Genomic DNA, 26,298 nt, shown 5'->3' on the forward strand with positions numbered 1-26,298 from the left:
CGGGGCTCAGGCGAGGCGCGCGCCGTCGACGGGCAGCGCCACGCCTGAGGTGTAGGCGGCGCTGTCGCTCAGCAGGTAGAGCACCGCGTCGGCCACCTCGGCGGGCAGGCCGAAACGGCCCATGGGGATCTTGGCGAGCATCATCGCCTCGCGGGCGTCGCGCGCGGCCCCGGTGCCGGCCATGTCGAAGCTCGAATCCGACATCGGGCTGTCGATGGTGCCGGGGCAGACGCAGTTCACCCGGATGTTCTCGGCCGCGTGGTTGAGCGCCAGCGAGCGGGTGAGCAGGCTCACCGCGCCCTTGGAGGCCGAATAGGCCGAGAGCGTGGGCGAGCCCATCACCCCGGCGGTGGAGGAGAACAGCACCACCGCCCCCGCGCCATGCGTGCGGATCTGCGGGATGAAGGCGCGCGCGGCGAGCCAGGCGCCCTTCACGTTGATGGCGAAGACGCGGTCCCACATCTCCTCCTCCATCTCGATGGCCGGGCCCGCCTTCCCGAGGATGCCGGCGGCGGCGACGAGCTTGTGCGCCGGGCCGAAGGCGGCCTGCGTGGCTTCGGCGAAGGCGGCCATGTCGGCGGCCGAGGTCACGTCGCCCGGCACGGTGAGCGCGCCGGGGCAGAGCGCGGCGGTCTCGGCCAGTTTCTCCGTGTCGCGGTCGAAGAGCGCGAGCTTTGCCCCCTCGGCCGCGAGCCGCACCGCCGTGGCGCGGGCGAGCGCGCCGCCCGCCCCGGTGATCGCGACCACCTGGCCCGCGAAGCGGCCCGTGCCGTCAGGCGTCGAGACCATGGCATCAGCTTTCGTCATCATGTCCCCCACTGAGGTAGAAGCTGCGCAATTCGTCGGGGGCCACGCCCCCGTCCACGACGCGCGAAAAGGCGATGCGCCCGCCGCGGATCACGTGCAGATGGTCCGCGATCTCCAGCGCCATGCCGACGTTCTGCTCCACCAGCAGCAGCGACAGGCCGAGCTCGCGCAGGCCGAGGATGGCTTCCGCGATCTCCTCCACCACCTTGGGGGCGAGGGCCGCCGAGGGCTCGTCGAGCAGCAGCATGCGCGGCCGCGACATCAGCGCCCGGCCGATGGAGAGCATCTGCCGCTCGCCGCCCGAGAGCATGCCGGCGGAGACGCGCCGACGCTCCTTCAGGCGCGGGAAACGGGTGTAGACGCCCTCGAGATCCTCCGCGAGGTCCGCCTTGTCGCGCCGGCGGTGGAAGCCGCCCATCATCAGGTTCTCCTCGACACTCATGGCGCCGAAGACCTCCTTGCCCTGCGGCACCAGGCACAGGCCGCGGCCCGGCCGGTCCTCCGCCGGAAGGGTGGTGATGTCCTCGCCGTCGAGCGTCACCCGTCCGGCGCCGGGGGTCAGCAGGCCGGCGATCACCTTCAGGCAGGTGGACTTGCCGGTGCCGTTGCCGCCCAGGAGGGCGATGAGCCCGCCCTTCGGCACGTCGATGCTGAGCCCGTGCAGGATGCGCGTGCGGCCGTACCCGGCCTCGATCCCCTCAACCGCGAGCATGACGTTTCCATCCCGTTCCGATATAGGCCTCGACCACCTTCGGGTCGGAGGTCACGGCCGCAGGCGCGCCCTCGGCCAGTTTCAGCCCCGAGTCGAGCACCACGAGGCGCTCGCACAGGTCACGCACCACGCGCATGTCATGCTCCACCAGCAGGATGGCCATGCCGAACTCGTCGCGCATGCGGCGGATGAGCACGATCAGCCGGTCCACGTTGGGCGGCGAGAGGCCGGCCGCCGGCTCGTCGAGCACGAAGAGCGTGGGGTCGGCGATGACACCGCGCGCGAGCTCGACCATGCGCTGCTGGCCGATGGAGAGCGCGCCCACCGGGCGGTCGGCGAAGGCCTCGAGCTCGAACCAGGCGAGCAGCTCGCGCGCCCGCACGCGCAGGCGCTCCTCCTCCTCGCGCGCGGCGGCGCGGCCCATGAGCGAGTCTCCCAGCGTGGTCTCCATGCCCGCGTGCTTGGCGAGCAGCAGGTTGTCCGACACGCTGAGCGAGCGGAACAGCCGGATCATCTGGAAGCTGCGCGCCATGCCCAGCCGCGCCCGTTTCCAGGCCGGCAGGGCGGTGATGTCCTCGCCGCGAAAGCGGATGGAGCCCGTATCGGCCATCAGGTCCCCCGTCACCAGGTTCACCATGGTCGACTTGCCCGAGCCGTTCGGCCCGATGAGGCCGACGATCTCGCCCTGCCCCACCGAGAGGTCCACCGTGTCGACCGCGGTGACGCCGGCGAAGCGCTTCGTGGCCCCCGTGACTTCGAGAAGTGCGCTCATGCCCGTGCCTCCCTGCTCTTGCGCCAGCGGCCCACGAGGCCCTCGGGAAGCGCGATGATGATCACCACCAGCAGCACGCCGAACAGGAACAGCTTGTACTGCGCGAAACTGCCGGTGAGCTCGGGGAGGATGGTGAGCAGGACGGCGCCGATGATCGGCCCGAGGAAGGTGCCCCGGCCGCCCACCACCATCATCGCCACCACGGTGCAGGAGATCCAGATGGTGAAGTCATCCGGGGTGACGCCGCGCATCACATGGGCGTTGAGCACGCCCGCGGCCCCGGCGAAGGCGGCGGAGGCCACGAAGGCGGTGAGCTTCGCGCGCGTGGTGTCGAGGCCGATGGCGCCGGCCAGCGTCTCGTCGTCCTTCACCGCCACCCATTCGCGGCCCAGCCGCGAGTGCACCAGCCGCCAGGCCACCCACACCGCCACCACGGCGAAGACGAGCGTGAGCCAGTAATGCGCGGTGAGGCCGGTGATGTCGAACAGCGTGGCGCCGAAGAGCGAAACCGCGCCGATGGGCGGCACCAGGATGCCGTTCTGCCCGCCGGTGAAGCCGCTCCACTGGATGAGCCCGAGGTAGACGATGGTCTGGAAGGCGATGGTGACGATGGCGAGGAAATGCCCCTTCAGCCGCAGCGCCGGGATGCCGAGCAGGAGCCCGAACAGCCCGGTGACCACGATGCCGGCGGGAAGGTTGATCCAGAAGCCGGTGCCGAGGTCGCGCCCCATGATGGCGGTGGTGTAGCCGCCGATGCCGTAGAACGCGCCCTGGGCGAAGGAGAACTGCCCGGCATAGCCGGAGACCAGGTTGAGCCCGGTGGTGAGGGTGACGTAGAGCAGTGCGACCATGAGCACCTGCAGCTCGTACCCGCCGGTGAGGAAGGGCGCCGCGACGAGCACCGCGGCGACGAGAAGCGAAAGACCTGCCTTCATCACGAGCGCTCCACCGATTTGCCGAACAGGCCCTGCGGGCGGAACAGCAGCACCGCGATCACGATCACGAAGCCGATGATGTCCCGCAGCCCGTTGGTGAGATAGGCGGAGGTCATCGTCTCGACCACGCCCAGCAGCAGGCCGGCCACCGCCGCCCCCATGATGTCGCCCATGCCGCCGAGGATCACCACGGTGAAGGCCTTGAGCACGATCATGTTGCCGATGACGGGGGTGACCATCAGCACCGAGGACATCAGGAAGCCCGACACCCCGGCCAGCCCCGCCCCCACCATGAAGGTGACCATGGCCACCCGTTCCACCCGCACCCCGCAGAGCCGGGCCACCGTGCGGTGCTGGGCCATGGCGCGCAGGCTGCGCCCGGTCCAGGTGTAGCGCAGCACGGCGAAGAGCAGCCCCACCATCACCACCATCGCCACCGGGATGAGTGCGCGCGGCAGCGGCAGGTAGACCGGCCCGAACTCGACGGCGAGCATCGAGAGGTCGGTCTGCAGCAGCATGGGCCGCGGCCCGATGGTGAGCAGCGCCGCGTTCTGCAGCGCCACCGCAAGGCCGAAGGAGGCGATGATCGAACTCGTCATGTCCCGCTCGCGCAAGGCGCGGTGCAGGATGGCCTCGGCAAACACGCCGAGCACCGCCGAGAAGGCGATCACCACCACCAGCGCCGCGATGAGCGGCAGGCCCAGCAGCGTGACGGTGAGCACCCCGGCATAGGCGCCGAGCATGTAGAACTCGCCATGGGCGAAGTTCACCACGCCGAGGATGCCGAAGATGAGCGTGAGGCCGATCGCCACCAGCACGTAGGCCGAGCCGATGACGATCCCGTTCGCGAGATACTGGAGAAACAGGTCCACTGCAGGGGTGTCCGATCAGATGACGCGTTTGCCGTTCTTGATCACGGCGATGAACATCGGGAAGCGCACGCTGCCCGTGTCATCGAAATCGGCGGTGGTGCCGTCCGGGCCCATGGTGATGGGGAAGTCGGCCATGCCATCCTTGAGCATCTTCTGGATCGCGCGGCTGTCGGGCCTGCCCACCCGGCGCATGGCCTCGATGGCGATGTTGGTGCTGTCGAAGCCGAGCGCGTTCAGCGTGCCGGCCTCGTAGCCGTTGGCCGCCTTGAAGCGCTGGCCGAAATCGTAGCCGAACCTGTTGGGCGTGCTCGATTCGTAGAGCGTGGCCACCGCGAACCCCTCGGAGGCGGGGCCGGCGAGGTCGATGAAATCGTCCGAGACCATGGAGCCGGAGCCGACGAACTGGGTGCGCAGCCCCACCTCGGCGGACTGGCGCACGATGTTCGCGCCGTCGCCCGCCCAGCCGCCGATGTAGACCGCGTCCGGCTTCTCCGAGCGCAGGCGGATCAGCACGGGGGAGAAATCCGCCTCGCCCACGTTGAAGCTGTCGCGCGACAGGATCTCGCCGCCCTCGGCCTCCACCAGCTTCGTCACCTGGTCGGCCAGCGTGTTCCCGTAGTTGGTCGAATCGTGCAGGATGGCGACGCGCTTCGCGCCGAACCGGTGCACGATGGCCTGGGCGGTGTCCTCGCCCTGGCCGTTGGAATCCGGCCAGGCGCGGAAGAACCAGGGGTCGCCCACCTCGTTCGCCTCGGTGCCCGCGGCACCGGTGGAGCCGCCGGAGAGCATCGGCACGCCGTACTCCCGCGCCACCTGCATGGCCGCGATCACCACCTGGGTGGGATAGGTGCCGATGATGAAGGGCACCTCGTCGCGCTCGATGAGCTTGCGCACTGCGGTCACGCCCTTGGTGGAGTTGGCCTCGTCATCCTCCATCACCAGTTCGAGCTGGCGGCCGAACACGCCGCCGGCGGCATTCGCTTCGGCGACGGCCATCTCCAGGCCCTTGAGCACCTGGTGCCCCTCGATGGAGCCGGGGCCCGAGAGGGGAAGCATTCCGCCCACCCGGAGCACCGAAGTGTCCTGTGCGCGAAGGATGGTGGGGGTGGCGAGCCCGGCTCCGATGAGGCCGAGCATCCTGCGGCGGGAAAATTCGGTCATGCGCCCTCTCTGTTGGCTGATGCGTATCATTGTTCGATACGTCAATATCGAATGATTGGGGCGAGTCGCTCTTCCTGTCAAAAGAGATTTGCGGTGCAACGCGCTCGGATCAGGGATCGCAGGCATGCGGAAGACGGGCCTCTCCCGGGATTATTCCTACGTTTCAAGCCCTTGCCGGATGAGGCCGCATGCATGCGGGACCTGAAATTTTTCAATTTGATCGTATTGCATAAAGATATGCTCAACTCTAGGCTGATCGCACCGAGAGCGGAGGACAGCATGAAAGACGGCATGACGGGCGGGATCGCCATCGAGGGGCTGGCGGCGCCGGCGGAGATCCGGGTGGACGCATGGGGCATTCCCCACATCCGCGCGGCCAGCGAGGCGGACCTGTTCCTGGCCCAGGGCTTCAACGCGGCCCGCGACCGGCTGTGGCAGATCGACCTGTGGCGCAAGCGCGGGCTGGGGCGGCTGGCGGCAAGCTTCGGCCCCGGCTACCTCGCGCAGGACATCGCGTCGCGCCATCTCCTGTTCCGTGGCGACATGGAGGCGGAATGGCTGGCCTACGCCCCCGACACCCGCGCCATCTGCGAGGCTTTCGTGGCCGGGGTGAACGGCTACATCGCCTGGGCGATGGACGACCCCGCGCGCCTGCCGCCGGAGTTCGCCCTCACCGGCTCGGCGCCGGAACCCTGGGCGGCGGAGGACGTGGTGCGCATCCGCAGCCACGCCCTCACCCGCAACGCCATCTCCGAGGTGATCCGCAACCAGATCCTCGCCGGGCTGGACGCGGAGACCGACCTGCTGCGCAAGAACCTCGAGCCGAGGGTGACCCCCGGCGACACCGGCATCGCGCCCGGCAGCGTGCCGATGGCGGTGCTGGACACGTTCCGCCTCGGCACCGCCGGGGTGAGTTTCTCGCCCGAGCGCCTCGCCGCCACCCTGCCGGAGGCGCAGCGCTGGCGCCGGGTCGACAGCCTGGCCCAGGTGGTGGCCGACACCACCTGGACCGGCTCGAACAACTGGGCCGTGGCGGCCACGCGCACCTCCACCGGGCGCCCGGTGATGGCGGGGGACCCGCACCGCGCCCATGGCCTGCCCTCGTTGCGCTACCTCGTGCATCTCACCGCGCCGGGGCTGGACGTGATCGGCGCGGGCGAGCCCGCGGTGCCCGGCATCTCCATGGGCCACAACGGCACCGCCGCCTTCACCCAGACCATCTTTCCCGCCGACCAGGAGGACATCTTCGTCCTCTCCCTCGACCCCGCGAACCGGGCCCGCTACCGGCAGGGCGACGGCTGGGAAAGCTTTGAGGAGGTGACCGAGCAGATCGAGGTGAAGGGCGCACCCGCGCAGCCCTGCACCCTCCTCTTCAGCCGCCACGGCCCGGTGCTGCACATGGGCGAGGGCCACGCCTATGCCCTGCGCTCGGTCTGGTTCGAGCCCGGCTCGGCGGCCTATCTCGGCGGGCTCTCCACCATGCGGGCGAAAACCCTGCCCGCGTTCCGCGACGGGCTACGCCGCTTCGCCACGCCCAGCCTCAACCACCTCTACGCCGACGTCTCCGGCACCATCGCCTGGCAGCCGGCCGGGATGATCCCGGTGCGCCGCGGCTGGGACGGGCTGATGCCCGTGCCCGGCGACGGGAGCCTGGACTGGGACGGCTTCCTCTCCCTCGACGACCTGCCGATGCTGCGCGACCCGCAGGAGGGGTTCGTGGCCAGCGCCAACGAGGCGAACCTGCCGCCGGACTGGGACCATACGGCGGTGCAGGTGGGCTACGAGTGGCTGGAGAGCAGCCGCGCCCTACGCCTGCGCGCGGCTCTCGCTTCCGGCACGCATGACGTGGCCGATGCCTGCGCATTGCAGACCGACGTGCTCTCGCTGCCCGGCCTCCGGCTGAAGGCCCTCGTCGCCGCCCTGCCGGACGCCCCGGCCGAGGCGCGTGCGCTCTTCGCGGACTGGGATGGCCGGATGGATGTGGACTCCGCCGCCGGTGCGCTGTGCGAACTGTGGTGGGAGCAGCACCTGAAGCCGGGCCTGCTGGCCCGCCTGGTGCCCGACGAGGCCCTGCGCGCGCTCTTCGCGCCGGGCGACGTGGAGGGCATCCTCTCCGCGCTGGAACGGCCCGCCGCCCTCTTCGGCCCCGCCCCGGAGGCCGCGCGCGACGCCCTTCTGGCCGAGACGCTCGCACAGGCCGTCACCGCCCTGCACGCGCTGCAGGGCCCGGTGGCGGACTGGCGCTGGGGCGGGCTGCATCACGGCTATTTCGAGCATCCGCTGACGCAGTTGCGCGCCGGGCTGGACATCGGCCCGCTGGAAAAGCCCGGCAGCGCCTCCACGGTGATGCACGCGGCCTACCGCGGCTCCGACTTCCGGGTGACGACAGGCGCCTCCGTGCGCTTCGTGCTGGACGTGGGCAACTGGGATGCGAGCCTGTGCATCAACGCCCCCGGCCAGTCCGGCGACCCGCGCTCGGAGCATTACGCCGATCTCGCCCCGCTTTGGGCAACGGGCGCCTATGTGCCCTTCCTCTACTCCGACGCCGCGGTGGAGGCCGCCACGCGCCAGCGCATCACCCTCGTGCCCGCCGGCTGAACGCCGCGCCGGGAGCGCTGCCGCCCGGCAACAGCGGAAGCCGCCATGCACCGGCGCGTTCTCCTCGTGCCCCCGGGCTGAACACCGGCCCCGGGCGTCCTCAGTCGAAGGGCTCCGGGTGGCGGCCGATCAGCCAGCCGCCGTCCACCGCGATCACCTGGCCGGTCACGAAGGAGGCGTCGTCGGAGACGAGGAAAGCGGTGACGGAGGCGATTTCCGCCGGTGTGCCGGCCCGGCGCATCGGCGCGGCGCGGACCACGGCAGCGCGGTAGTAGGCGTCGGATTCGATCCAGTCATGGGTCATCTGCGTGTCGATGCAGCCGGGCGCCACGGCGTTCACCCGGATGCCCTCGGGGCCGAGATCGGTGGCGAGCTGGCGGGTGAGCTGGCTGATGCCGCCCTTCGCCGCCGCATAGGCCACCTTGCCCGGGTAGCCGGCCTCACCGAAGATGGAAGCGGTGTTCACGATGGCCCCGCCCGGCCGGGCCAGATGCGGCAGCACGTCGCGCGTGAGCCGGATCACCGCGCCGAGGTTGACCGACAACAGCCGCTCCACATTCGCGTCATCGGACTGGGCGAGCGGCTTCGCGCCGCCGATGCCGGCATTGTTCACCAGGATGTCCACCCGGCCGCCGGCCGCCTCCACCAGCCGCGCGCCGGTGCCCGGCGCGGCGATGTCGCACACGAGGCCGGTGGCGCCCAGCTCCGCCGCCCGCGCCAGCACGCCGGCGTCGAGATCGGCCATCACCAGCCGCGCGCCCTCCGCCTGCAGGCGCGTGGCGGTGGCAAGGCCGATGCCGCCGGCCGCACCGGTCACGATGGCCGTGCGGCCGGTCAATCGGGTGATCTGGGTCATGGGATGCCTCCGGCCGCGTATCGCTTGCCAATGTGTATGAATTGTTCACCACGCTAGGCGGCGGGGCGGGCCCAGTCAATCGCCGTGGCGGGCATGTCCGGACACACGGGGGCATCCGCAATCGTCAGGGGGGCTCGGACCCGTGCAAGGCGCTGTCGCCCCACCGGCACGTGAGCTTCCTCCGACCCCGGACGCCCCCCCCGCGCTCCGATACCCCACCCCGGGCTTGGCCGGATCCGCCCGGCCACATGCGCCGGCGCGGCAGCCGATGCGGAGCACCTGGCGCGGGGGCCCGGTCGTGCGCCCCCGCAGCCGCGCCGGAGGGACAGTCCGCACCCCGCGCTCCGGCCCGTTTCGCGGTGCCGGGAACAGCGCGCGCCCCCACCCGCGCCGCGCCCCCCCGCCCGGCTGCCGGGGAGGCACATCCGGGCGGGGGGCCGCTTTCGCGGGGCGGAGAACGCTCGAGGGAGGTCCGGTCAGAACCCCAGCGCGTCGCGCAGGCGGTACCACTGGATGGTGGCCTGCACCGCGGGTTTGCGCAGGAAATGGAAGGGGATCGGGCGCATGTCCGTCACCGGGAAATCCAGCGCCGACACCGGGCGGTCGGTGGCCCAGTCGGCCAGAACGCCCCCCATGGCGGTGGCGAGCGCGACGCCGCGGCCGTTGTAGGCGGTGGCGGAGAGGATGCCCTCCCCCAGCGGGGTGAGATGGGTGAAATGGTCCGTCGTGAGCGCCAGGAACCCGCCCCAGGCATGCCCCCAGTCCGGTGTGCCGAGCTGCGGGAACAGGTCCGTGGACACGTCGCGCAACACCTGCAACAGCCGCTCCGTGCCCCGGTCGTCGAAGGCGCCGCGGCCGCCCATCAGCAGCCGCCCGTCGGCGTCCATCCGGTAATAGACCATCACCCGCCGGGTGTCGGCCACGGCCTGCCGGGCGGGCAGGATGGAGCGGCGCAGGTTGTCGGAGAGCGGCTGCGTGGCCACCTGCACCGAGCGCACCGGAACCAGCGTGCGGCCCAGCGGCGGCGCCAGCCCGTCGGTGTAGGCATTCGTCGCCACCACCACCCGCCGGGCGCGCAGCACGCCGGAGGCGGTGCGCAGCACATGGGTGGCCCCGTCACGCGACAGGCCGGTCACCCGGGACTGCCCGTGCACCGTGGCGCCGAGCCGTTGCGCCGCCTCCGCCAGGCCCAGGGCATAGTTCAGCGGATGCAGGTTGCCGCCGCGCGGGTCGAACAGCGCGCCGACATAGGCCTCCGAGCCGATCATCGCCTGCGTCTGCGCGCGATCGAGCAGGCGCAGGGGCACGCCGCGGGCGTTCCACTGCCGCACCCGCTCGGTGATCACCTTCATCGAGGCGGCGTCATGCGCGGGCTGCACCCAGCCGGGCTGCACCGCGTCGCAGGAGATGCCGTGGCGGCGGATGATGTCGAACACCAGGTCCGGGGCGCCGGAGGACAGCCGCAGCATCCGGTCGCCCATCTGCGGGCCGAAGCGCGCCAGCACCGTTTCCGGGTCCTCCTTCAGGCCCGGGTTCACCTGGCCGCCGTTGCGGCCCGAGGCGCCCCAGCCGGGGCTCTGCGCCTCCAGCACCGTGGCCTTCACCCCGCGCTCGGCGAGATGCAGCGCCGTGGACAGGCCTGTGAACCCGCCGCCCACGATCGCGACATCGGTCTCCTGCGTGCCGGTGAGCGGCGGGGTGTCCGGCGGGGTGTTGGCCGTCGCGGTGTAGAGACTGTCGGCCACGACGGGGCGTTCTTCGGGAATCATCGCTTCGGGTCCTCGTTCTGGGCGCTGCCGGCCGGGGCCGGGAATGGTCCGGTCCGCCGGACCGGGCTTGGCGGGGTCCGGCTCGCGGGCCGGGGCAGGCACGTCTCGGTTTCCGCGCAGGGTCGCGGAACCCTGCCCACCGGCGGCAGCCGCCGGGAAAGCAGGCTGCCGGCGGGGGCCGGCAGGTCAGCATGCCGGCGGGGGCCGGCGGGGTCAGCGTGCCGGACGCTGCCGGAGAGGCGCCGGCCGGCGAGGGCGGTCCGGCCCGGAGCGGCGGAACCGGCGGGCTTGCGCGGGGAGCGATCGGGCGCCCCGCGTTGCGTCAGTAGAAGGCGGGGCTGCCCACCCAGATCACCTCGGCGTCCGCCGGTCCCTCGTTCCAGAAGCGGATCATCGCGGTGGCGTCGAAGGCGAAACTGTCGCCGGTGCGCAGGACATGCGCGCGGCCGTCCACCTCCAGCCACAACGCGCCGGCCAGCATGGTGCCGCATTTCGCGCCTTCCGGGTGGTTGTAGGGCGCCTCGCCGCTGGAGCCGCCGGGGCGGATGAGCATGCGCATCATCTGCACCTGCCGGCAGGCGTCGGGGGTGAGCATCTCCTTCGTCATGCCATGCGCGGCGAGGTCCAGCACCCGGCGCGCGGCGCGGCGCACGATGAAGGCCTCCTCGGGCACGGCCTGCGCGGGGTCGGAATTGTCGAACAGCCAGCTCACCGGCATGTCCAGCCCGGCGCAGACCGCCACCATCGTGTCCAGCGAGGGCGCGGAGATGCCGCGCTCCACCTGGCTGAGCAGCGCGACGGAGATGCCGGCGCGCCCGGCGACCTCCTGCAGCGACAGCTGGCGCAGCTTGCGCCGGTCGCGCAGCCGCGCGCCGATCCGCACCCCGCCCTGCCCGCCGGCGGGCGCATCCTCCCCGTCCGGTGCCTGACGGGCGCCCGGGCTGCGCGGCACGGAACTTTTGATTTGCAAAATTTGACAACTCCATGATTCGTGCTTCAAGCTGTAACAATCAGGACAAAATTTCAACAACACTGAAAATCAACAGGGTGACCGATGAAGCATGCATTCTCCGCCTACGCGGCGCTGATGGCCGGCGGGCTGACCGCCCTCGGGGGGTTCGCCACCGCCGCTGTCGCACAGGACAGTCTCACGTTCACATCCTACGGCGGCACCTACCAGGAAGCACAGCGCAAGGCGCTGCTGGACCCGGTGGAGAAGGAGCTGGGCATCACCATCCGCGAGGACACGCTCACCGGCATCGCCCAGGTGCGCGCCCAGGTGCTGACCGGCGCCGTGACCTGGGACATCGTGGACCTGGGGCTGAACGATTGTGCCCTGGCTGAAAAGGAGGGCCTGTTCGAACCGCTGGATTATTCGATCATTTCCACCGAGGGGTTCAAGGACACCGCCTATTCGAAGACCTGGGCCGGCACGATCTACTATTCCACCACGCTGGCCTACAACCCCGAGTTCCTGGAGGCCAAGCCGACGAGCTGGGCGGATTTCTGGGACGTGGAGGGCTTCCCCGGCGCCCGGGCGCTGCAGAACACCCCCGGCGGCAACCTCGAGATCGCGCTCATGGCCGACGGCGTCGCGCCCGAGGAGGTCTACGCCGTGCTGAAGACCCCGGAGGGCGTGGACCGCGCCTTCGCCAAGCTGGAGGAGATCAAGCCCCACATCGACGTGTGGTGGACCAGCGGAGCCCAGTCCGCCCAGCTTATCGCCGATGGCGAGGTGGACATGGAGGCGATCTGGAACGGCCGGCTGGACGCGGTGAAGGCCTCCGGCGTGCCGGCGGAGCAGACCTTCAACCAGGCGATCCTCTCGCTCGACTGCCTGGCCATCCCGAAGGGCGCGCCGAACAAGGACCTGGCGATGAAGGTGCTCGCGCGCATCCTGGCGCCGGACCTGCAGGCCAACATCCCCGGGCTGATCAACTACGGGCCCACCACCTCGCTGGCCTTCGACCAGGGCAAGATCACCGAGGAGCAGGCCGCGATCAGCCCCTCCGCGCCGGAGAACATCGCCTCGCAGCTGCCCACGGATGCCGCTTACTGGGCCGAGCACCGCCCGGCCATCCAGGAGCGCTGGGACGCCTTCATGACCCGCTGAGCCCGGCGGCGGCCCCCGCCCACGCCAGACATCGCGGCCGGCCCCGCGCCGGCCGCGTTCCCCAAGGCACCCGCATCAGGAGAAGACCCCGGATGACACGTCCTGCCGCCGTGCTGTCAGACGCCCCGGCCCCTGCGCCCCGGGCCGAACCCATCACCATTTCGGGCGTGACCAAGACCTACGGTCTGTTCCACGCCCTCGAGGAGGTGAGCCTGGAGATCGGCGCGGGCGAGTTTCTCACCCTGCTCGGCCCCTCCGGCTCGGGCAAGACCACGCTGCTGATGGTGCTGGCCGGCTTCACCCGGCCCAGCAGCGGCCGCCTCACCGTGGGGGGCACCGACATGACCCGCGTCGCCCCGCACAAGCGCGACTTCGGCATGGTGTTCCAGAACTACGCGCTGTTTCCGCACATGAACGTGGCGGCAAACGTGGCCTATCCGCTGAAGCTGCGCGGCCTCTCGCGCGCCGAGATCAGCGCGCAGGTGCGCCGGGCGCTGGACCTCGTGCAGCTCACCCACCTCGCGGAGCGCAACATCTCCGCCCTCTCCGGCGGGCAGAAGCAGCGCATCGCGCTGGCACGCGCCGTGGTGTTCGAGCCGCGGGTGCTGCTGATGGACGAGCCGCTCTCCGCGCTCGACAAGAACCTGCGCGAGCGCATGCAGATCGAGATCCGCGCCCTGCACGACAAGCTCGGCATCACCACCGTCTACGTGACGCACGACCAGCGCGAGGCGCTCACCATGTCGGACCGCATCGTGGTGATCGACCGCGGCCGGGTCTCGCAGGTGGACACGCCGCGCGCGCTCTACGAGCGGCCGGCAAACGCCTTCGTGGCGGATTTCATCGGCGAATCCACCCTGCTGCCCGTCACCCCCGCCGCCGGCGGCCACGCCTTCCGCGGCACGCTGCTGAAGGCCACGCGGGCGGAGCCGGACGCGGCCTTCCTCGTCATCCGCCCGGAGAAGCTGGAATTCGCCGAACCGGGCATGGAGGCGGAGCACAACCTGTTCTCCGGCCTGCTGCGCTCGGTGATCTACCAGGGCGAGACCCTGCTGGCGCAGATCGACATCGGCGAGGGCAGCGTCATCACGCTGCGCCGCACCACGCGCCGCGAGATCCTCACGCGCATGCCCGCGCCGGGGGAGCGGATCTCCCTCGCGCTGCACGCCGATGACACCATTCTCGTGCCGGAGCGCCCCGCATGACCTCCCTGCCCGACACCTCCGCCTTCCCGCATGACGCACAGGCCCGGGACGGGCTGTTCGACGCGCACGCCCAGGCCCGCAGCATCCGCCGGGAGGAGCTGCGCGACCGGCTCTCGCTCTTCGCGCTGTCCCTGCCGGCGCTGCTGCTGGTGGGGGCGCTGGTGTTCCTGCCGGTGGGCTGGCTGTTCGGGCTGTCCTTCGTCTCCGAGGGGCAGTTCACCTTCCTGCACTACCAGCGGCTGCTGGAGCCCGCCTACCGCAACATCTTCGCGCAGACCTTCCAGATCAGCTTCCTCGTCACCGCGCTGGCGCTGCTGCTGGGCTACCCGCTTTCCTATCTGCTGAGCCAGATGCCGCAGCGCGCGGCGGCCATCCTGATGATCTTCGTGATGCTGCCGTTCTGGACCTCGATCCTGGTGCGCACCTATGCCTGGATGGTGCTGCTGCAGCGCCGCGGGCTGATCAACGGCTGGCTGATCGACCTCGGCCTCATCGACACGCCGCTGCGGCTGGTGAACAACTACACCGGCACGGTGATCGGCATGCTGCACGTGATGCTGCCCTTCATGGTGCTGCCGCTGGTCTCCTCGCTGCGGGCGGTGGACGTGTCGCTGATGCGCGCGGCCTCGAACCTGGGCGCGGGGCCGGTGAAGGCGTTCTGGACGGTGTTCTTCCCGCTGTCGCTGCCCGGGGTAATCGCGGGCAGCCTGCTCGTCTTCGTGCTGTGCTTGGGCTTCTACGTCACGCCCGCGCTGCTGGGCGGCGGCAAGGTGATCATGGTGTCGATGAAGATCCAGCAGAACGCGGCGATGTATTTCGACTGGGGCGCCGCCTCCGCGCTCGGCGTGGTGCTGCTGGGCATCACGGTGGCGCTGTTCTGGCTGCTGGGCCGGGTCACGCGCATCGAGCGCGTCTTCGGAGGGCTGTGAGATGTTGCGTTCCCCCGCGTCCGAGACCCAGGTCACCCATCTCGGGCGGCTGTGGCTCTATCTCTTCGCCGTGCTGGTGCTGGCCTTCCTGGTGGCGCCGGTGCTGGTGGTGGTGCCGATGTCCTTCTCGGATTCGCGCTACCTGCGCTTCCCGCCCGAGGGGTTCAGCCTGCGCTGGTACGAGACCTATTTCGCCTCCCTCGAATGGGTGGGGGCCACGCTCACCTCCTTCAAGGTGGCGGCCCTCGTCACCCTGCTTGCCACGCCTGTGGGGGTGGCGGCGGCCTACGGGCTGAACCAGTCCGGCCTGCGCGGGGCGCGGCTGGTGAGCCTGATGCTGATCAGCCCGCTCATCGTGCCGGTGATCATCCTGGCCATCGGGGTGTTCTACCTCTACGCCCGGGTGGACCTGGTGAACACCGTGACCGGGCTGGTGCTGGCGCATGCCGCCCTCGCCCTGCCCTTCGTGGTGGTCACCACCACCTCCGGGCTGCAGCAGTTCGACCCGGCGCAGGAACGCGCGGCGCGCAGCCTCGGCGCCAGCCGCTGGGTGGCGTTCCGCACCGTCACCCTGCCGCAGCTGCGCGGGCCGGTGATCTCCGGCGCGCTCTTCGCCTTCATCACCTCGCTCGACGAGGTGGTGATCTCCGTCTTCATCGCGGGGGGCGAGAACATGACCCTGCCGCGGCGGATGTTCTCCGGCCTGCGGGATCAGGTGGACCCCACCATCGCCGCCATCTCCTCGATGCTGATCCTGCTCTCGGTGCTGCTGCTGGTGGTCTCCGTCATGCTGGGCGGCCGCAAGGGCGGGCGCGGCTGAAGCGCCGCGCGGCCGGCCCCCGCACAAGCCGGGCGCACGCAAGCCGGGCGCGCGCAGGCCGGGCGCGCGCAAGCCGGGCGCGCGCAAGCCGGGCGCGCGCAAGCCGGGCCCTGCGCAGGGCGGTTCCGCGCGGCCGGGTCCGCGCAGGGCGGGTCCGCACCACCGGGTCCGCGCAGGGCGCGGATCACACCACCACGTCATGCTCCGGCGGGGCCGCGCCGCGGGCGATGGCGGCGAGGTTGACGAAGATCCGGCGCAGCGTGGGCTCGAAACTCTCCGCCGAGACGGCGCCGAGATGCGGGGTCACGATCACCCGGTCCAGCCGCGCCAGCCGGTGGCCCGGCGTCATCGGCTCCACCGCGAAAACATCGGTGGCCGCCCCGCGCAGCGCGCCGGCCTCGATGGCGTCGGCCAGGGCCTCCTCGTCCACCACGCCGCCGCGCGCGAGGTTGACCAGCAGCGCGCCCGGCTTCATCCGCGACAGCGCCGCCGCGCCGATCAGCCCGGTGGTGTCCGGCGTGAGCGCGCAGTGCAGCGACACCACATCCGCCTCCGCCAGCAGCGTGTCCAGCGGCACGTAGCGCACGCCCAGCGCCGCCTCCTCCGCCGCCGGCAGGCGCCGGCGCTTGGTGTAGAGCAGCCCGCAGCCGAAGCCGCGCAGCAGCCGGGCCAGCGCCGTGCCGATGTGCCCCAGCCCCACGATGCCCACCACCTTGCCCGAGAGCGTGCCGGAGGTGGGCGCCAGCGCGCCCTTCGCCCAGGCCCCGCCGCGCAGGGCCACGTGCCCGCGCACGATGTTGCGCTCCAGCGCCAGCATCATGCCCAGCGCGGTTTCCGCCACCGCCACCGCGTTCGAGCCGGTGGTGCGCAGCACCCGCACCCCGTGCGCCCGGGCGGCGTCGCAGTCGATGTTGTCATAGCCCACGCCCCACTTGTGCACGGCCGCGAGACCGGGCACCTCCATCATCGCCGCGGTCACCGGCACGTCGCCGGTGATGGCGAAGCGCGCGCCGGTGAGCGCCGCAAGCTGGTCCCGCGGCGCCCGGCTCGCGGCGGTGCCGATCTCCCATCCCTCCGGCAGGAGGGCCGCCACCCGCGCCAGCCGCTCCGGCGCAACCGGGTCCAGCATCACCACCCGGGTCATTCCGCCCCCCTCCATCAGATCGCGAAGCGCACGCCGGGGCGGGCCAGCCCGCCGCCGAGCGCGCCCACCGTGCCGTCGGCCCGCCAGCAGGCGGCGCCGGTCATCATGCCGTCCGGGGCGAAGGCGATGGCGTTCATGCCGCCGCCGATATGCGGCTCCACCCGCACCTGGTGGCCGCGCGCCTCCAGCGCGGCGCGGGCGCCGGCATAGCCCGGTTCGATCTCCACCGCGCCGCCCTGGGTCCAGATCCGCGGCGCTTCCACCGCCGATTGCAAGTCCATGCCGTGGTCCAGCAGGTTCACGATGGCCTGCATGGCGGAGGGGAAGATGCGCACCGCCCCCGGCAGGCCCAGCGCGAACACCGGCCGGCCGTCCTTCAGCACCATCATCGGCGCCATGGAGGTGGGCACCCGCTTGCCCGGCGCGATGGAGAGCGCGCGGCCCGGCACGGGGTCGAAGTTGCACATGTAATTGTTCGGGATGATCCCGGTGCCCGGCACCATGAAGCGCGCGCCGAACAGCCCGTTGATGGTGTGCGTGGCCGAGACGATCATGCCGTCGCGGTCCGCCACGGTGACATGGGTGGTGTCGCGGCTTTCCGCCGGCTGGGGCGCCTCGGCAATGCCGCCCATGGCGCGCACCCGGGCGCGGCCGGCGCGCGCATGGGCCTGCGAGATGTAGCGCGCCACCGGCACATCCACGAACTCCGGGTCGCCGGAGGCGGCGCGCCGGTCCTCGAAGGCCACGCGCATCACCTCGGCGAGGAGGTGCAGCAGCTCCGGGCTGCCGAAGCCCATGCCGGCCAGGTCGAAACCCTCCAGCATGTTGAGCATCTGCACCACGTGCACTCCGGAGGAGGCCGGCGGCGGCGGCCCCACGATGTCATGCCCGCGGTAGCGCCCGAAGATCGCCGCGCGCTCCAGCGGCCGGTAGGCGGCGAGATCGGCCAGCGTGACATAGCCCGCATCCGCGCCCCCGGTGGCGAGCCGGTCGCACAGCGCCCGCCCCAGCGCGCCGCCGTGCAGCGCCGCCGCTCCCTCGCGCGCGATCAGCTCCAGGCTGGCGGCGTAGTCCCCCATCACCAGGCGCGCGCCGGGCTGCGGCGGCGCGCCGCCCGGCAGCATGACGGCGGCGATCTCCGGGTCCGCCGCGAGGTCCGCGGCCTGGCTGGCGATGGCCCCGGCCAGGTAATCCGTCACCGTGAAGCCGCGCCGGGCCAGCGCGATGGCCGGCGCCACCACGTCGGCGAAGGATAGGCGGCCGTGGCGCGTCTGCATGTGGTGCCAGCCGGCGAGGTTTCCCGGCACGGCCACGGCGGAGGCGCCCACCAGGTTGCGCCGGTCCTTCGTGGGGGGGAAGGTGGCGTCGGGCTCCTCCACCGGCTCGTAGATCTCCGGATGGGTGGCGGCGGCGGCGGTGGAGAGCGCGTCCACCACCACGTGCTCGCCGCCGGGCAGGCGGATGTGCGCGAGGCCGCCGCCGGCCACGCCCACCATCATCGGCTCCACCACGGTGAGCGCCATGAGCGCGGCCACCGCCGCGTCCACCGCGTTGCCGCCCTCGGCGAGCACCTGCTGCCCGGCCAGCGTTCCGAGCGGGTGATTGGTGACGACCATGCCCCCGGCCCCTGTGGCGGGGCGCTTCTCGCAGGTGAAGGTGAGCGGCGCGGCTGGATCGGACATGGACTTCCCCGGGACTGACCGCCCGGAGGACCGCCCGGGCGCCTCCCAGACCTAGCCGAGCCGCGCGGCTTTGCCAAAGGGGATGTCGTCTCCGGATGCCATGCCGGAGCCGTCGCGCTCCCGGGCTCCGGAGGCCGTTGCCCCGTCGCGAGGCCCCGGCACCGGGCGCGGCCAGCCTCCCGGCGACGCGGGCACCCTGCGGCACGGCCGGCCTGAAGGGAGAGGGAGAGGAGGGATGACCCAGGAGGCCTCGCGGCGAGGCGGATGCCGCCGGGCCGGCGCGCTGCAGGTCGGGGGCTGCCGCCGGGAGCCGAGGCATCGCGACGGGGCAGGCTCCGCCGGGGCCTCGCGGCGGGGTGGATGCGCCGGGTGGGTGCGCTGCACGGGGCGGCTGCCGCCGGGGGCCGAAGCCTTGCGGCGGGGGAGGTGCCGCCGGGGCCGGTGCATTGCAGCGGGGCGGCGCTGCCGGGCTTCTGCGTCGTCGGCCTGATCGGGCACGGGGAGCGAGGCGCCGCACGGGCCGGGCGGGCGGCGCTCCCGCCGCGCGGGCGCCGGGGGCGCGGCGGGATGGTGTCTCCCGCGCGGCGCCGGTCCGGGCCGCGCGGGGGGGCGTCAGGCGACGCCGGGGCGGGCCCGGTCGCCGCGCAGCAGGATCAGCAGCACCACGATCGCTCCGGCCGAGATCGCCGCCCAGTGGGTGGAGATCAGCAGCAGCCCGGCCAGCGAGAGGGCGATCTTCTCCCACAGCACCAGGTCGCGCCGGAACCAGCCGATGTAGGCCGCCGAGAGCGCCAGCACCCCCAGCAGCCCGGAGAGCAGCGCGGTGATGAACTCCACCCAGGTGAAGTTCACGAACAGCAGGCTGGGCGCGTAGATGAACATGAACGGCACCAGCGCCTTGCCCATGGACAGGCGGAAGGCCGTGGTGCCGGTGCTCATCGGCTCGCTGCGCGCCAGCCCCGCCGCGGCATAGGCGGCCAGCGCCACGGGGGGTGTCACGTCCGCCAGCACGCCGAAGTAGAACACGAAGAAATGCGTGGCGATCAGCGGCACCCCGAATTCGGTCAGCGCCGGGGCGGCGATGGAGGCCAGGATGATGTAGGTGGGCGTGGTGGGGATGCCCGCGCCCATCACGATGCAGGCGATGGCCACGAACAGCAGCCCGAAGAACAGCGCCAGCCCGTTCTCGGACAGCAGCCCGGTGAAATCCAGCCCCACGGCCAGGGTGGCCACGTCATGCGCAAGCTGCACCACCGCGGCGGAGAACTTGAAGCCCAGGCCGGTGAGCGTGGTCATGCCCAGGAGAAAGCCCACGCAGGCGCAGGCCGCGCCGATGGCGAGCGCGAATTTCGCCCCGTCCTCGAAGCCGCGCAGCAGCCGCGGCGGGGTGAGCACGGTGGAGGTGTCCATCGTGGTGTTGCCGAGCGCGCGCATCCCCAGCGGCACGTAGGAGAACACGATGGTCAGGATGATGCCCCAGAAGGCGGCCAGGAAGGGCGTGTACTGCATCAGCAGCATCGCCACCATCACGCCCAGCGGGATGAACAGGTGCCAGGAGCGCGCCAGGATGGCGCGGAACTGCGGGATCCGGTCCTTCGAGAGGCCCTGCAGCCCCAGCCGCTTCGCCTCCAGATGCACCATCAGCAGGATGGCCACGTAGTGGAAGCAGGCCGGCACGATGGCGATCAGGATGAGCTCGTTGTAGGGAATGCCCAGCATCTCGGTCATCACGAAGGCCGAGGCGCCCATGATCGGCGGCGTCACCTGCCCGCCGCAGGAGGCGGAGGCCTCCACCGCCCCGGCGAAGCGGCCGGAGAAGCCGGATCTCTTCATCAGCGGGATGGTGAAGGCCCCGGTGGTCACCGTGTTGGCGATGGGCGAGCCGGAGATCATCCCGAAGAAGCCGGAGGAGACCACAGACACTTTCGCCGAGCCGCCGGAGGCCCGGCCGGCGATGATGGTGGCGAGGTCGATGAACAGCTGCCCCAGCCCGCTCATCTGCGCCAGGATGCCGAAGAGCACGAAGTGGAACACGTAGGTCGCCACCACGCCCACCGCCACGCCGTAGATGCCCTCTGTGCCCACGAAGAGGTGGTTCACGATGCGGGTGATGGAATAGCCGCGATGCGCGAGTATCCCAGGCAGGTAGGGCCCCACCAGCGCGTAGACGAGGCAGGCCACGCCGATGTAGGCCAGCGTCGGCCCCATGGTGCGGCGCGTCGCCTCCAGCGTCATCACGATGGCGATGAGCCCCATCATGTACACCGGCTCCGGCGGGCTGCCGACGTTCTCGATGAAGATGTGCTTGAAGAAGATCGACAGGTAGGCCGAGAACCCCGCGCCGAAGGCGGCGAACACCCAGTCGCGCAGCGCCACCTTCTCGGGGTCCGCGCCGGGGCGGTTGAACGGCAGGGTGAGCACGATGAGCGCCAGCATCACCGCGCTGAACACGATGCGCAGCGTGCCCGGCGGCAGGGCCTGCACCAGGTCGTAGAGCAGGTAGAGGTAGAAGCCCGCGAAGATGGCGGAGTCCACCCACAGCCGCCCGGTGGGCCGCGCCCGCTTGCGCGGGAAGACGAGGAAGATCAGCCCCATCACGAAGGAGAGGTGGATGGTCCGGTGCATCACCTCGTTGAGCAGGCCGAAGCCGGCAGTGTAGACGTGGAACAGCGACAGCGCCACCGAGGCCACCGTCACCAGGATGGCGGTGGGGCCGACCAGCTTGCGGAAGTTCGATTCCTGGTCGTATTCCCGGACCAGCGCCTCCACCTCGTCGGCGGTCAGGGCGGGGTCGGTGTCAGCCGTGGTCTGGCCGCGCGTGTCGGCCGGGGGCGTGCCCTTGGTCAATGCGGTGTCTCCTCGTCGCAGGGGGCAAGGGTGAGGGCGCCGTGGCCCAGTTCGGCCAGCGGCAGGTCGGTGCCGGCCACGTGCAGCGTGTTTTCGAACTGCGCCTGGATGCGCAGCGGGATGGGGCCGGTGCGCCGGTTCATGTCCAGGATGAAGCGGCCGTCCTCGTGCCGCCAGCCGGTGGCGTCGATGTCTCCGGCGATGGAGGGAAGCCCCGCGCCATGCGCCTGGAACACCTCGGAGGTCTGGACGATCTCGCCGCCCTCCACCCGGTAGAAATCCACCACCGGCGTGCGCGACACCGAGTGGATGAAACTGAGCGAGAAATCGCCCCCCGGCCCCAGCGGCAGCCGGGCGATCTCACGCCCCTGCCCCCGGGTCTCGGTGAGGCACAGCCAGGCGCGCACGCCCTCCCCGGAGGCCGGAGCGGCGCTGGCCATGGCCGGGATGGCGACGCCGTCCGCGCCGCGTCCGCCGCCCGCGGCTGCGGGTGCCCCCCCCGCGGCCGCACGGCCGGGGAATGGCCCTTCGCCCACGGGCGCGGCATCCGTGGCGCCCGGCGTTCCGGCGGCGTCACCCCGCGCAGGCGCCATTGCAGGCGCGGCGCCCACCACGGAGAGCGCTGCCGCCATGGCGCCCGGCGCTCCGGAGGCGTCACCCGGCACAGGCGCCATTGCGGGCGCGGCGCCCGCCACGGAGAGCGCTGCCACCATGGCGCCCGTCGCTCCGGCGGCGTCACCCGGCGCAGGTGCCACGGAGGGTGCGGCTGCCATCGGGACGGCGACTGCCGGGCCGGAAGGCCCTCTCGCGGCACCGGCATGAGGCGCCACGGCATCCGCGCCGCCGGGCGTGGCGGCGTGGCCCGTCCCGGCGGTGAGCGTGAGAAGCGGCACGGGGGAGGCGGCGGCCAGCGCCGCCACCCCCGCCATGCGCAGTTTCCTGCGCAGCGGCATTACTTCGAGACGCCTTTCTCGGCGTAGTACGTCTCTGCGCCCGGATGCACCGGGATCGAGACGCTCTCCAGCGCCTTGTCGAGCGAGATCTGCTTGCCCATCGGGTGCACCTTGCCCAGCGTCTCGGTGTTCTCGTAAAGCGCCTTGGTCACGGCGTAGATCAGGTCCTCCGGCACCTCGGCATGGGTGGCCCAGATCGCGCGCACGGCCAGGGTGTCCACATCCGCGTCCACGCCCTTGTAGCTGCCGGCCGGGATGACCGCGTTGGCGTAGTAGGGCTGGGTTTCCTGCAGCCTGGCGATGGCCGGCCCGTGCAGCGGCACGATGCGGATGTCATGGCCGGTGGCAAGGTCGGTCACCGAGGAGGTGGGCAGGCCGGCGGTGATCAGCGAGGCGTCCAGGTTGCCGTCCTTGATCTTGTCCACGGACTGGGCGAACGAGGAGTAATCCTCCGACACGTCCTCGCGGGTCATGCCATGCGCCTCCAGCAGGTCGCCCAGCAGCTGCCACTGGCCGGAGCCGGGGGAGCCGGAGGACACGGTCTTGCCCTTCAGGTCCTCGAATGTCTCGATGCCGCTGTCCGCGCGCACCACGAGCTGCACCGTCTCGGGGTAGAGCGCGCCGATGGCCCGCAGGTTCTCCAGCGCGCCGGAGTCGAACTGCGCCACGCCGCGGTAGGCCGCGTCCAGGATGTCGGCGGCCACGAAGGCGGATTCGATCTCGCCGCGGCCCAGAAGCTGCGCGTTGGCCACCGAGGCGTTGCCGGTCTCCGCCGTGGCGGAGATCTTCGTGTCCGGCATCTCCGCGGTGTTGGAGATCAGCTGCGCGAGCATGCCGCCGAGCGGGTAGTAGGTGCCGCCGGTGCCGCCGGTGGCGATGCCGAAGAACAGCCGGCTCTGCGCGAGGCCGGGCACGGAGGTCAGGCCCGCCAGCGTCGCCGCAGCGGCCGTGGTGCCCAGGAATTTGCGCCGGGAAAAGGTCATGCTGTGTCCTCCTTGTCGGACGGGGGTCGCCCCCGCTCCCGCAGGGCCGCCGGAGCGGCCGCGGGGCGGCGGTCAGGTGAAACTTTCTTGACGCTCACGTTTTGCATGTCAATAACCGTTTTCAGATGCGAAAGGAGTCCTCGTGAGCGATTACGCCGATCTTCCTCTGTTCGAGCAGGTGCGGGGAACCACGCCGCTGCTGCTGAACGTGCCGCACGCCGGCACCGCGCTGCCCGACGCGCTGCGCGCCCGGCTGCGCCCCGACGCGCTGGAGCTGCGCGACACCGACTGGCACATGGACGCCATTGCCCGCGACGTGCTGCCCGAGGGCGCCGGCCTGCTGGCCGCCCTGCCCTCGCGCTACGTGGTCGACCTCAACCGCCCGGCCGATGACACGCCGCTCTACGCCGGCGCCACCACCGGCCTCGTCTCCACCATCGATTTCGACGGCACCCCGCTCTACCGCCCGGGCCAGGAGCCCGACGCGGCGGACCGCGCGGCCCGGCTCGCCGCGGTCTGGCGGCCCTACCACGCGGCGCTGGACGCGGAGATCGCCCGGCTGCGCGCCGCGCATGGCTACTGCCTGCTGCTGGACGTGCATTCGATCCGCTCCCGGGTGCCGCGGCTGTTCGAGGGCCGGTTGCCGGACCTGAACCTGGGCACCGCCTCCGGGGCCAGCTGCGCGCCGGCGCTGGCGCAGGCCGCCTTCGCCGCCCTGCAGGCCAGCGGCCTCACCGCGGTGCGCGACGGGCGCTTCAAGGGCGGCCACATCACCCGCCACTACGGCCGGCCGGAACAGGGCGTCCACGCCCTGCAGATCGAGATCGCGCAGGAGTGCTACATGCGCGAGGGCCCGCCCTGGACCCTGCAGCCCGGCCCGGCCGCACGGCTGCGCGCCGCACTCGCGGGGCTGGTGGGCGTGATGTCCGCCTTCGTGCCGGAGGCCGATCACCGATGACCTCCCTTCCCCCGCAGGGCGCGCATTTCCGCCTCGCCCTCACGCCCGAGGGCTGGCGGCGCAACCTCTCCGCCCGCTTCGCGCCGGACGGCACCATCGCCACGCTGACGGAGGACGCGAACCCGCTCGGCCTGCCGGTGCTGGAGAACCCGGTGGTGCCCGGCATCACCAACCTGCACAGCCACGCCTTCCAGTACGCGATGGCCGGGCTGTCCGAGGTGCGGCGCAACCCGGTGGACAGTTTCTGGTCCTGGCGCGACATCATGTATTTCTTCGCCCTCACCCTCTCGCCGGAGGATGTGCAGGCCATCGCGGCGCGGCTCTGCCTCGCGCTGCTGAAGGGCGGCTACACCGGGCTGGTGGAGTTCCACTACCTCCACCATGACCTCGACGGCACGCCCTACGCCCGCCCGGAGGAGCTCTCCCTCGCCATCATGGAGGCGGCGCAGGCCACGGGGCTGGAGCTCACCCACCTGCCGGTGTTCTACGCCCACGGCAATTTCGGCGGAAAGCCCCCCACCCCCGGCCAGCGCCGGTTCCTGCACGGGCTGGACGGTTTCGCCGCCCTGCTGGAGGCGCTGAAGGGCCCGGCGGCCCGGGCGGGCCAGGTGCTGGGCCTCGCGCCGCACTCGCTGCGCGCGGTCACGGCGCAGGAAATGTCCGGCCTGATGGCGCTGCGCGACGCGCTGCTGCCCGGCTGCCCGGTGCACATCCATGTCGCCGAGCAGGTGAAGGAGGTGGAGGACGCGCTGGCCTGGAACGGCCGCCGCCCGGTGGAGCAGCTCTTCGACATCGCCCCGGTGGACGGCGCCTGGTGCCTGATCCACGCCACCCATCTCACCGGCGCGGAGGTGAGCGCCATCGCCCGCTCCGGCGCCACCGTGGGCCTGTGCCCGATGACGGAGGCGAACCTCGGCGACGGCATCTTCCCGGCGCCGGAATATCTCGCGCAGGGCGGGGCCTTCGGCATCGGCTCGGATTCCAACATCGCCACCAGCGCGGCGGAGGAGCTGCGCCAGCTCGAGTACAGCCAGCGCCTGCGCGACCGGCAGCGCAACGTGCTCGCCGCCGCCGACCAGCCGCACGTGGCCGCCAACCTCTGGGCGCGGGCCGCGCGCGGCGGGGCCCGGGCGGCGGGCCGGCCGGAAGGCGCCCTCGCCCCCGGCGGCATGGCGAGCTTCGTGGAACTGGTGCACCCGGAGCCCGGCGCGATGGCCGTCGTGGCGGCGGAGGCCACGCTGGACCATCACGTCTTCGCCGGCCGGGGCTGCCACGCCGGCGATGTCTGGGTGCGCGGCCGCCCGGTGCTGCGCGCCGGGCACCACCCGCAGGAGGAGCGCATCCTGCGCGACTATGCCGCCGCGATGGCCCGGGTGGCCGCCCGGCTGGCGGAGCGCACGCCGCTCCCCGCGGAGGCCTGAATGGGCAGGGAAGCCGATTACCGCTCCAACTCGCTGGTGCGCGGCCTGAGCATCCTGCAGTGCTTCGACCCGCGCCACCCGGAGATGACCCTGGGCGAAATCGCCGAGGCGATCGGCGTCACCTCCTCGGCGGCCTACCGCTTCGTGGTGACGCTGGAGCAGGAGGGCTACCTCGCCCGGCACGCCAACCGCTACCGGCTGGCGCCGCGGGTGATGGAGCTGGGCTACCGCTACGTCCGCTCGCTGGACGTCTACGACATCGCCCGCGCCCCGGCGGACCGGCTGCGCGACGCCACCGGCTTCACCGTGCACGTGGCGGTGCTGGAGGGCACGGAGATCGTCTACGTCTACCGCGCCCCCTCCAGCCTGGCGATGGTCTCGAACGTGCCGGTGGGCGCGCGGCTGCCAGCCTTCTCCACCACGATGGGGCGGGTGCTGCTGGCCGGGCTGGCGGAGGAGGAGCTGGAGCGCCGCTTCGCCGGCTACGCCTTCGCCAGCCGCAGCCCGCGCGCGCCCGGCTCGCTCGACGCGCTGCGCCGGCTGCTGGTGGCGGACCGGGCGCGCGGCCATGTCGCCCAGCGCTCGCACGTGGCCACCGGCACCTTCGCCATCGCGGCGCCGCTCGTCTCCGGGCACGGGGATGTGGTGGCCGCCATCAACCTCTCCGGCCACGAGCAGCAGCTCCGCCCGGACCCGGAGATGATCGCGCAGGTGCGCGCCACGGCGCAGGACATCTCGCGGATGCTGTGACCCCCGGTGCT

General features: G+C 71.8%; 22 protein-coding genes. 8 read left to right on the forward strand and 14 right to left on the reverse strand.

Annotated features, from left to right (window positions below; all coding sequences use genetic code 11):
* Window positions 1-6: 6 nt before the first annotated feature.
* The 6 genes from FDP22_RS01210 to FDP22_RS01235 are packed head-to-tail and all read right to left on the reverse strand — an operon-like array spanning window position 7 to window position 5,259.
* Window positions 7-810, reverse strand: a complete 804-nt coding sequence (locus FDP22_RS01210; RefSeq protein ID WP_239031834.1) for an SDR family NAD(P)-dependent oxidoreductase — start codon at window positions 808-810, stop codon at window positions 7-9.
* Window positions 794-1,519: an ABC transporter ATP-binding protein gene (locus FDP22_RS01215; protein ID WP_138578761.1), complete on the reverse strand. Its 726-nt coding sequence runs from the start codon at window positions 1,517-1,519 to the stop codon at window positions 794-796. The genes FDP22_RS01210 and FDP22_RS01215 overlap by 17 nt, the downstream gene beginning before the upstream one ends.
* Window positions 1,506-2,291 carry an ABC transporter ATP-binding protein gene (locus tag FDP22_RS01220; protein ID WP_138578763.1) on the reverse strand — a complete coding sequence of 262 codons (786 nt, stop codon included), beginning with the start codon at window positions 2,289-2,291 and terminating at the stop codon, window positions 1,506-1,508. The genes FDP22_RS01215 and FDP22_RS01220 overlap by 14 nt, the downstream gene beginning before the upstream one ends.
* Window positions 2,288-3,226 carry a branched-chain amino acid ABC transporter permease gene (locus FDP22_RS01225; RefSeq protein ID WP_138578765.1) on the reverse strand — a complete coding sequence of 313 codons (939 nt, stop codon included), beginning with the start codon at window positions 3,224-3,226 and terminating at the stop codon, window positions 2,288-2,290. The genes FDP22_RS01220 and FDP22_RS01225 overlap by 4 nt, the downstream gene beginning before the upstream one ends.
* Window positions 3,226-4,098, reverse strand: a complete 873-nt coding sequence (locus FDP22_RS01230) for a branched-chain amino acid ABC transporter permease (RefSeq protein WP_138578767.1) — start codon at window positions 4,096-4,098, stop codon at window positions 3,226-3,228. Before FDP22_RS01230 ends, FDP22_RS01225 begins: the two co-directional genes overlap by 1 nt.
* Before the next feature lie 15 nt (window positions 4,099-4,113).
* A complete protein-coding gene (locus tag FDP22_RS01235; RefSeq protein WP_170317545.1) occupies window positions 4,114-5,259 on the reverse strand; it encodes an ABC transporter substrate-binding protein in 1,146 nt (381 codons plus the stop codon).
* 279 nt (window positions 5,260-5,538) lie between these two features.
* Here FDP22_RS01235 and FDP22_RS01240 point away from each other — a divergent pair, with 279 nt between their 5' ends.
* A complete protein-coding gene (locus FDP22_RS01240) occupies window positions 5,539-7,857 on the forward strand; it encodes a penicillin acylase family protein (RefSeq protein WP_205910826.1) in 2,319 nt (772 codons plus the stop codon).
* Window positions 7,858-7,957: 100 nt separating this feature from the next.
* On the opposite strand, the gene FDP22_RS01245 is transcribed toward FDP22_RS01240, so the two are convergent.
* From FDP22_RS01245 to FDP22_RS01255, 3 genes are all read right to left on the reverse strand, one after another.
* Window positions 7,958-8,713: an SDR family NAD(P)-dependent oxidoreductase gene (locus FDP22_RS01245; protein ID WP_138578771.1), complete on the reverse strand. Its 756-nt coding sequence runs from the start codon at window positions 8,711-8,713 to the stop codon at window positions 7,958-7,960.
* A 476-nt stretch (window positions 8,714-9,189) separates the two neighbouring features.
* The gene (locus FDP22_RS01250; protein WP_138578773.1) at window positions 9,190-10,482 is read right to left on the reverse strand and encodes an NAD(P)/FAD-dependent oxidoreductase; all 1,293 of its coding nucleotides are present in this window, start codon (window positions 10,480-10,482) and stop codon (window positions 9,190-9,192) included.
* A gap of 322 nt (window positions 10,483-10,804) precedes the next feature.
* Entirely contained in the window at window positions 10,805-11,452 is a 648-nt protein-coding gene (locus tag FDP22_RS01255; protein WP_239031835.1) for a helix-turn-helix domain-containing protein, read from the reverse strand.
* Window positions 11,453-11,536: 84 nt separating this feature from the next.
* On the opposite strand from FDP22_RS01255, the gene FDP22_RS01260 reads away from it, so the two are divergent.
* The 4 genes from FDP22_RS01260 (at window position 11,537) to FDP22_RS01275 (ending at window position 15,549) form a co-directional block, all read left to right on the forward strand.
* Complete coding sequence (locus tag FDP22_RS01260; RefSeq protein ID WP_205910827.1) at window positions 11,537-12,595, forward strand: ABC transporter substrate-binding protein; 1,059 nt, start codon at window positions 11,537-11,539, stop codon at window positions 12,593-12,595.
* Window positions 12,596-12,687: 92 nt separating this feature from the next.
* The gene (locus tag FDP22_RS01265) at window positions 12,688-13,800 is read left to right on the forward strand and encodes an ABC transporter ATP-binding protein (RefSeq protein ID WP_138578775.1); all 1,113 of its coding nucleotides are present in this window, start codon (window positions 12,688-12,690) and stop codon (window positions 13,798-13,800) included.
* Window positions 13,797-14,729: an ABC transporter permease gene (locus FDP22_RS01270; RefSeq protein WP_138578777.1), complete on the forward strand. Its 933-nt coding sequence runs from the start codon at window positions 13,797-13,799 to the stop codon at window positions 14,727-14,729. Before FDP22_RS01265 ends, FDP22_RS01270 begins: the two co-directional genes overlap by 4 nt.
* 1 nt (window position 14,730) lies before the next feature.
* Window positions 14,731-15,549 carry an ABC transporter permease gene (locus FDP22_RS01275; RefSeq protein WP_138578779.1) on the forward strand — a complete coding sequence of 273 codons (819 nt, stop codon included), beginning with the start codon at window positions 14,731-14,733 and terminating at the stop codon, window positions 15,547-15,549.
* Between the two features lie 184 nt (window positions 15,550-15,733).
* On the opposite strand, the gene FDP22_RS01285 is transcribed toward FDP22_RS01275, so the two are convergent.
* From FDP22_RS01285 to FDP22_RS01305, 5 genes are all read right to left on the reverse strand, one after another.
* A complete protein-coding gene (locus FDP22_RS01285; protein WP_205910828.1) occupies window positions 15,734-16,693 on the reverse strand; it encodes a 2-hydroxyacid dehydrogenase in 960 nt (319 codons plus the stop codon).
* A 14-nt stretch (window positions 16,694-16,707) separates the two neighbouring features.
* Entirely contained in the window at window positions 16,708-18,375 is a 1,668-nt protein-coding gene (gene ggt / locus FDP22_RS01290; protein WP_138578781.1) for a gamma-glutamyltransferase, read from the reverse strand.
* Between the two features lie 612 nt (window positions 18,376-18,987).
* Entirely contained in the window at window positions 18,988-21,222 is a 2,235-nt protein-coding gene (locus tag FDP22_RS01295) for a TRAP transporter permease (RefSeq protein WP_138578783.1), read from the reverse strand.
* A complete protein-coding gene (locus tag FDP22_RS01300; protein WP_170317546.1) occupies window positions 21,219-22,151 on the reverse strand; it encodes a DUF1850 domain-containing protein in 933 nt (310 codons plus the stop codon). The genes FDP22_RS01295 and FDP22_RS01300 overlap by 4 nt, the downstream gene beginning before the upstream one ends.
* 23 nt (window positions 22,152-22,174) lie before the next feature.
* The gene (locus tag FDP22_RS01305) at window positions 22,175-23,158 is read right to left on the reverse strand and encodes a TAXI family TRAP transporter solute-binding subunit (RefSeq protein ID WP_138578787.1); all 984 of its coding nucleotides are present in this window, start codon (window positions 23,156-23,158) and stop codon (window positions 22,175-22,177) included.
* Between the two features lie 142 nt (window positions 23,159-23,300).
* Here FDP22_RS01305 and hutG point away from each other — a divergent pair, with 142 nt between their 5' ends.
* The 3 genes from hutG to FDP22_RS01320 are packed head-to-tail and all read left to right on the forward strand — an operon-like array spanning window position 23,301 to window position 26,287.
* Entirely contained in the window at window positions 23,301-24,116 is an 816-nt protein-coding gene (gene hutG / locus FDP22_RS01310) for an N-formylglutamate deformylase (RefSeq protein ID WP_138578789.1), read from the forward strand.
* Window positions 24,113-25,537 carry a formimidoylglutamate deiminase gene (locus FDP22_RS01315; RefSeq protein WP_138578791.1) on the forward strand — a complete coding sequence of 475 codons (1,425 nt, stop codon included), beginning with the start codon at window positions 24,113-24,115 and terminating at the stop codon, window positions 25,535-25,537. Before hutG ends, FDP22_RS01315 begins: the two co-directional genes overlap by 4 nt.
* Window positions 25,538-26,287, forward strand: coding sequence for an IclR family transcriptional regulator (locus FDP22_RS01320; RefSeq protein WP_138578793.1), 750 nt, complete (start codon window positions 25,538-25,540; stop codon window positions 26,285-26,287).
* Window positions 26,288-26,298 lie beyond the last annotated feature (11 nt).

It is taken from the genome of Paroceanicella profunda (genome assembly GCF_005887635.2).
GTDB lineage: Bacteria > Pseudomonadota > Alphaproteobacteria > Rhodobacterales > Rhodobacteraceae > Paroceanicella > Paroceanicella profunda.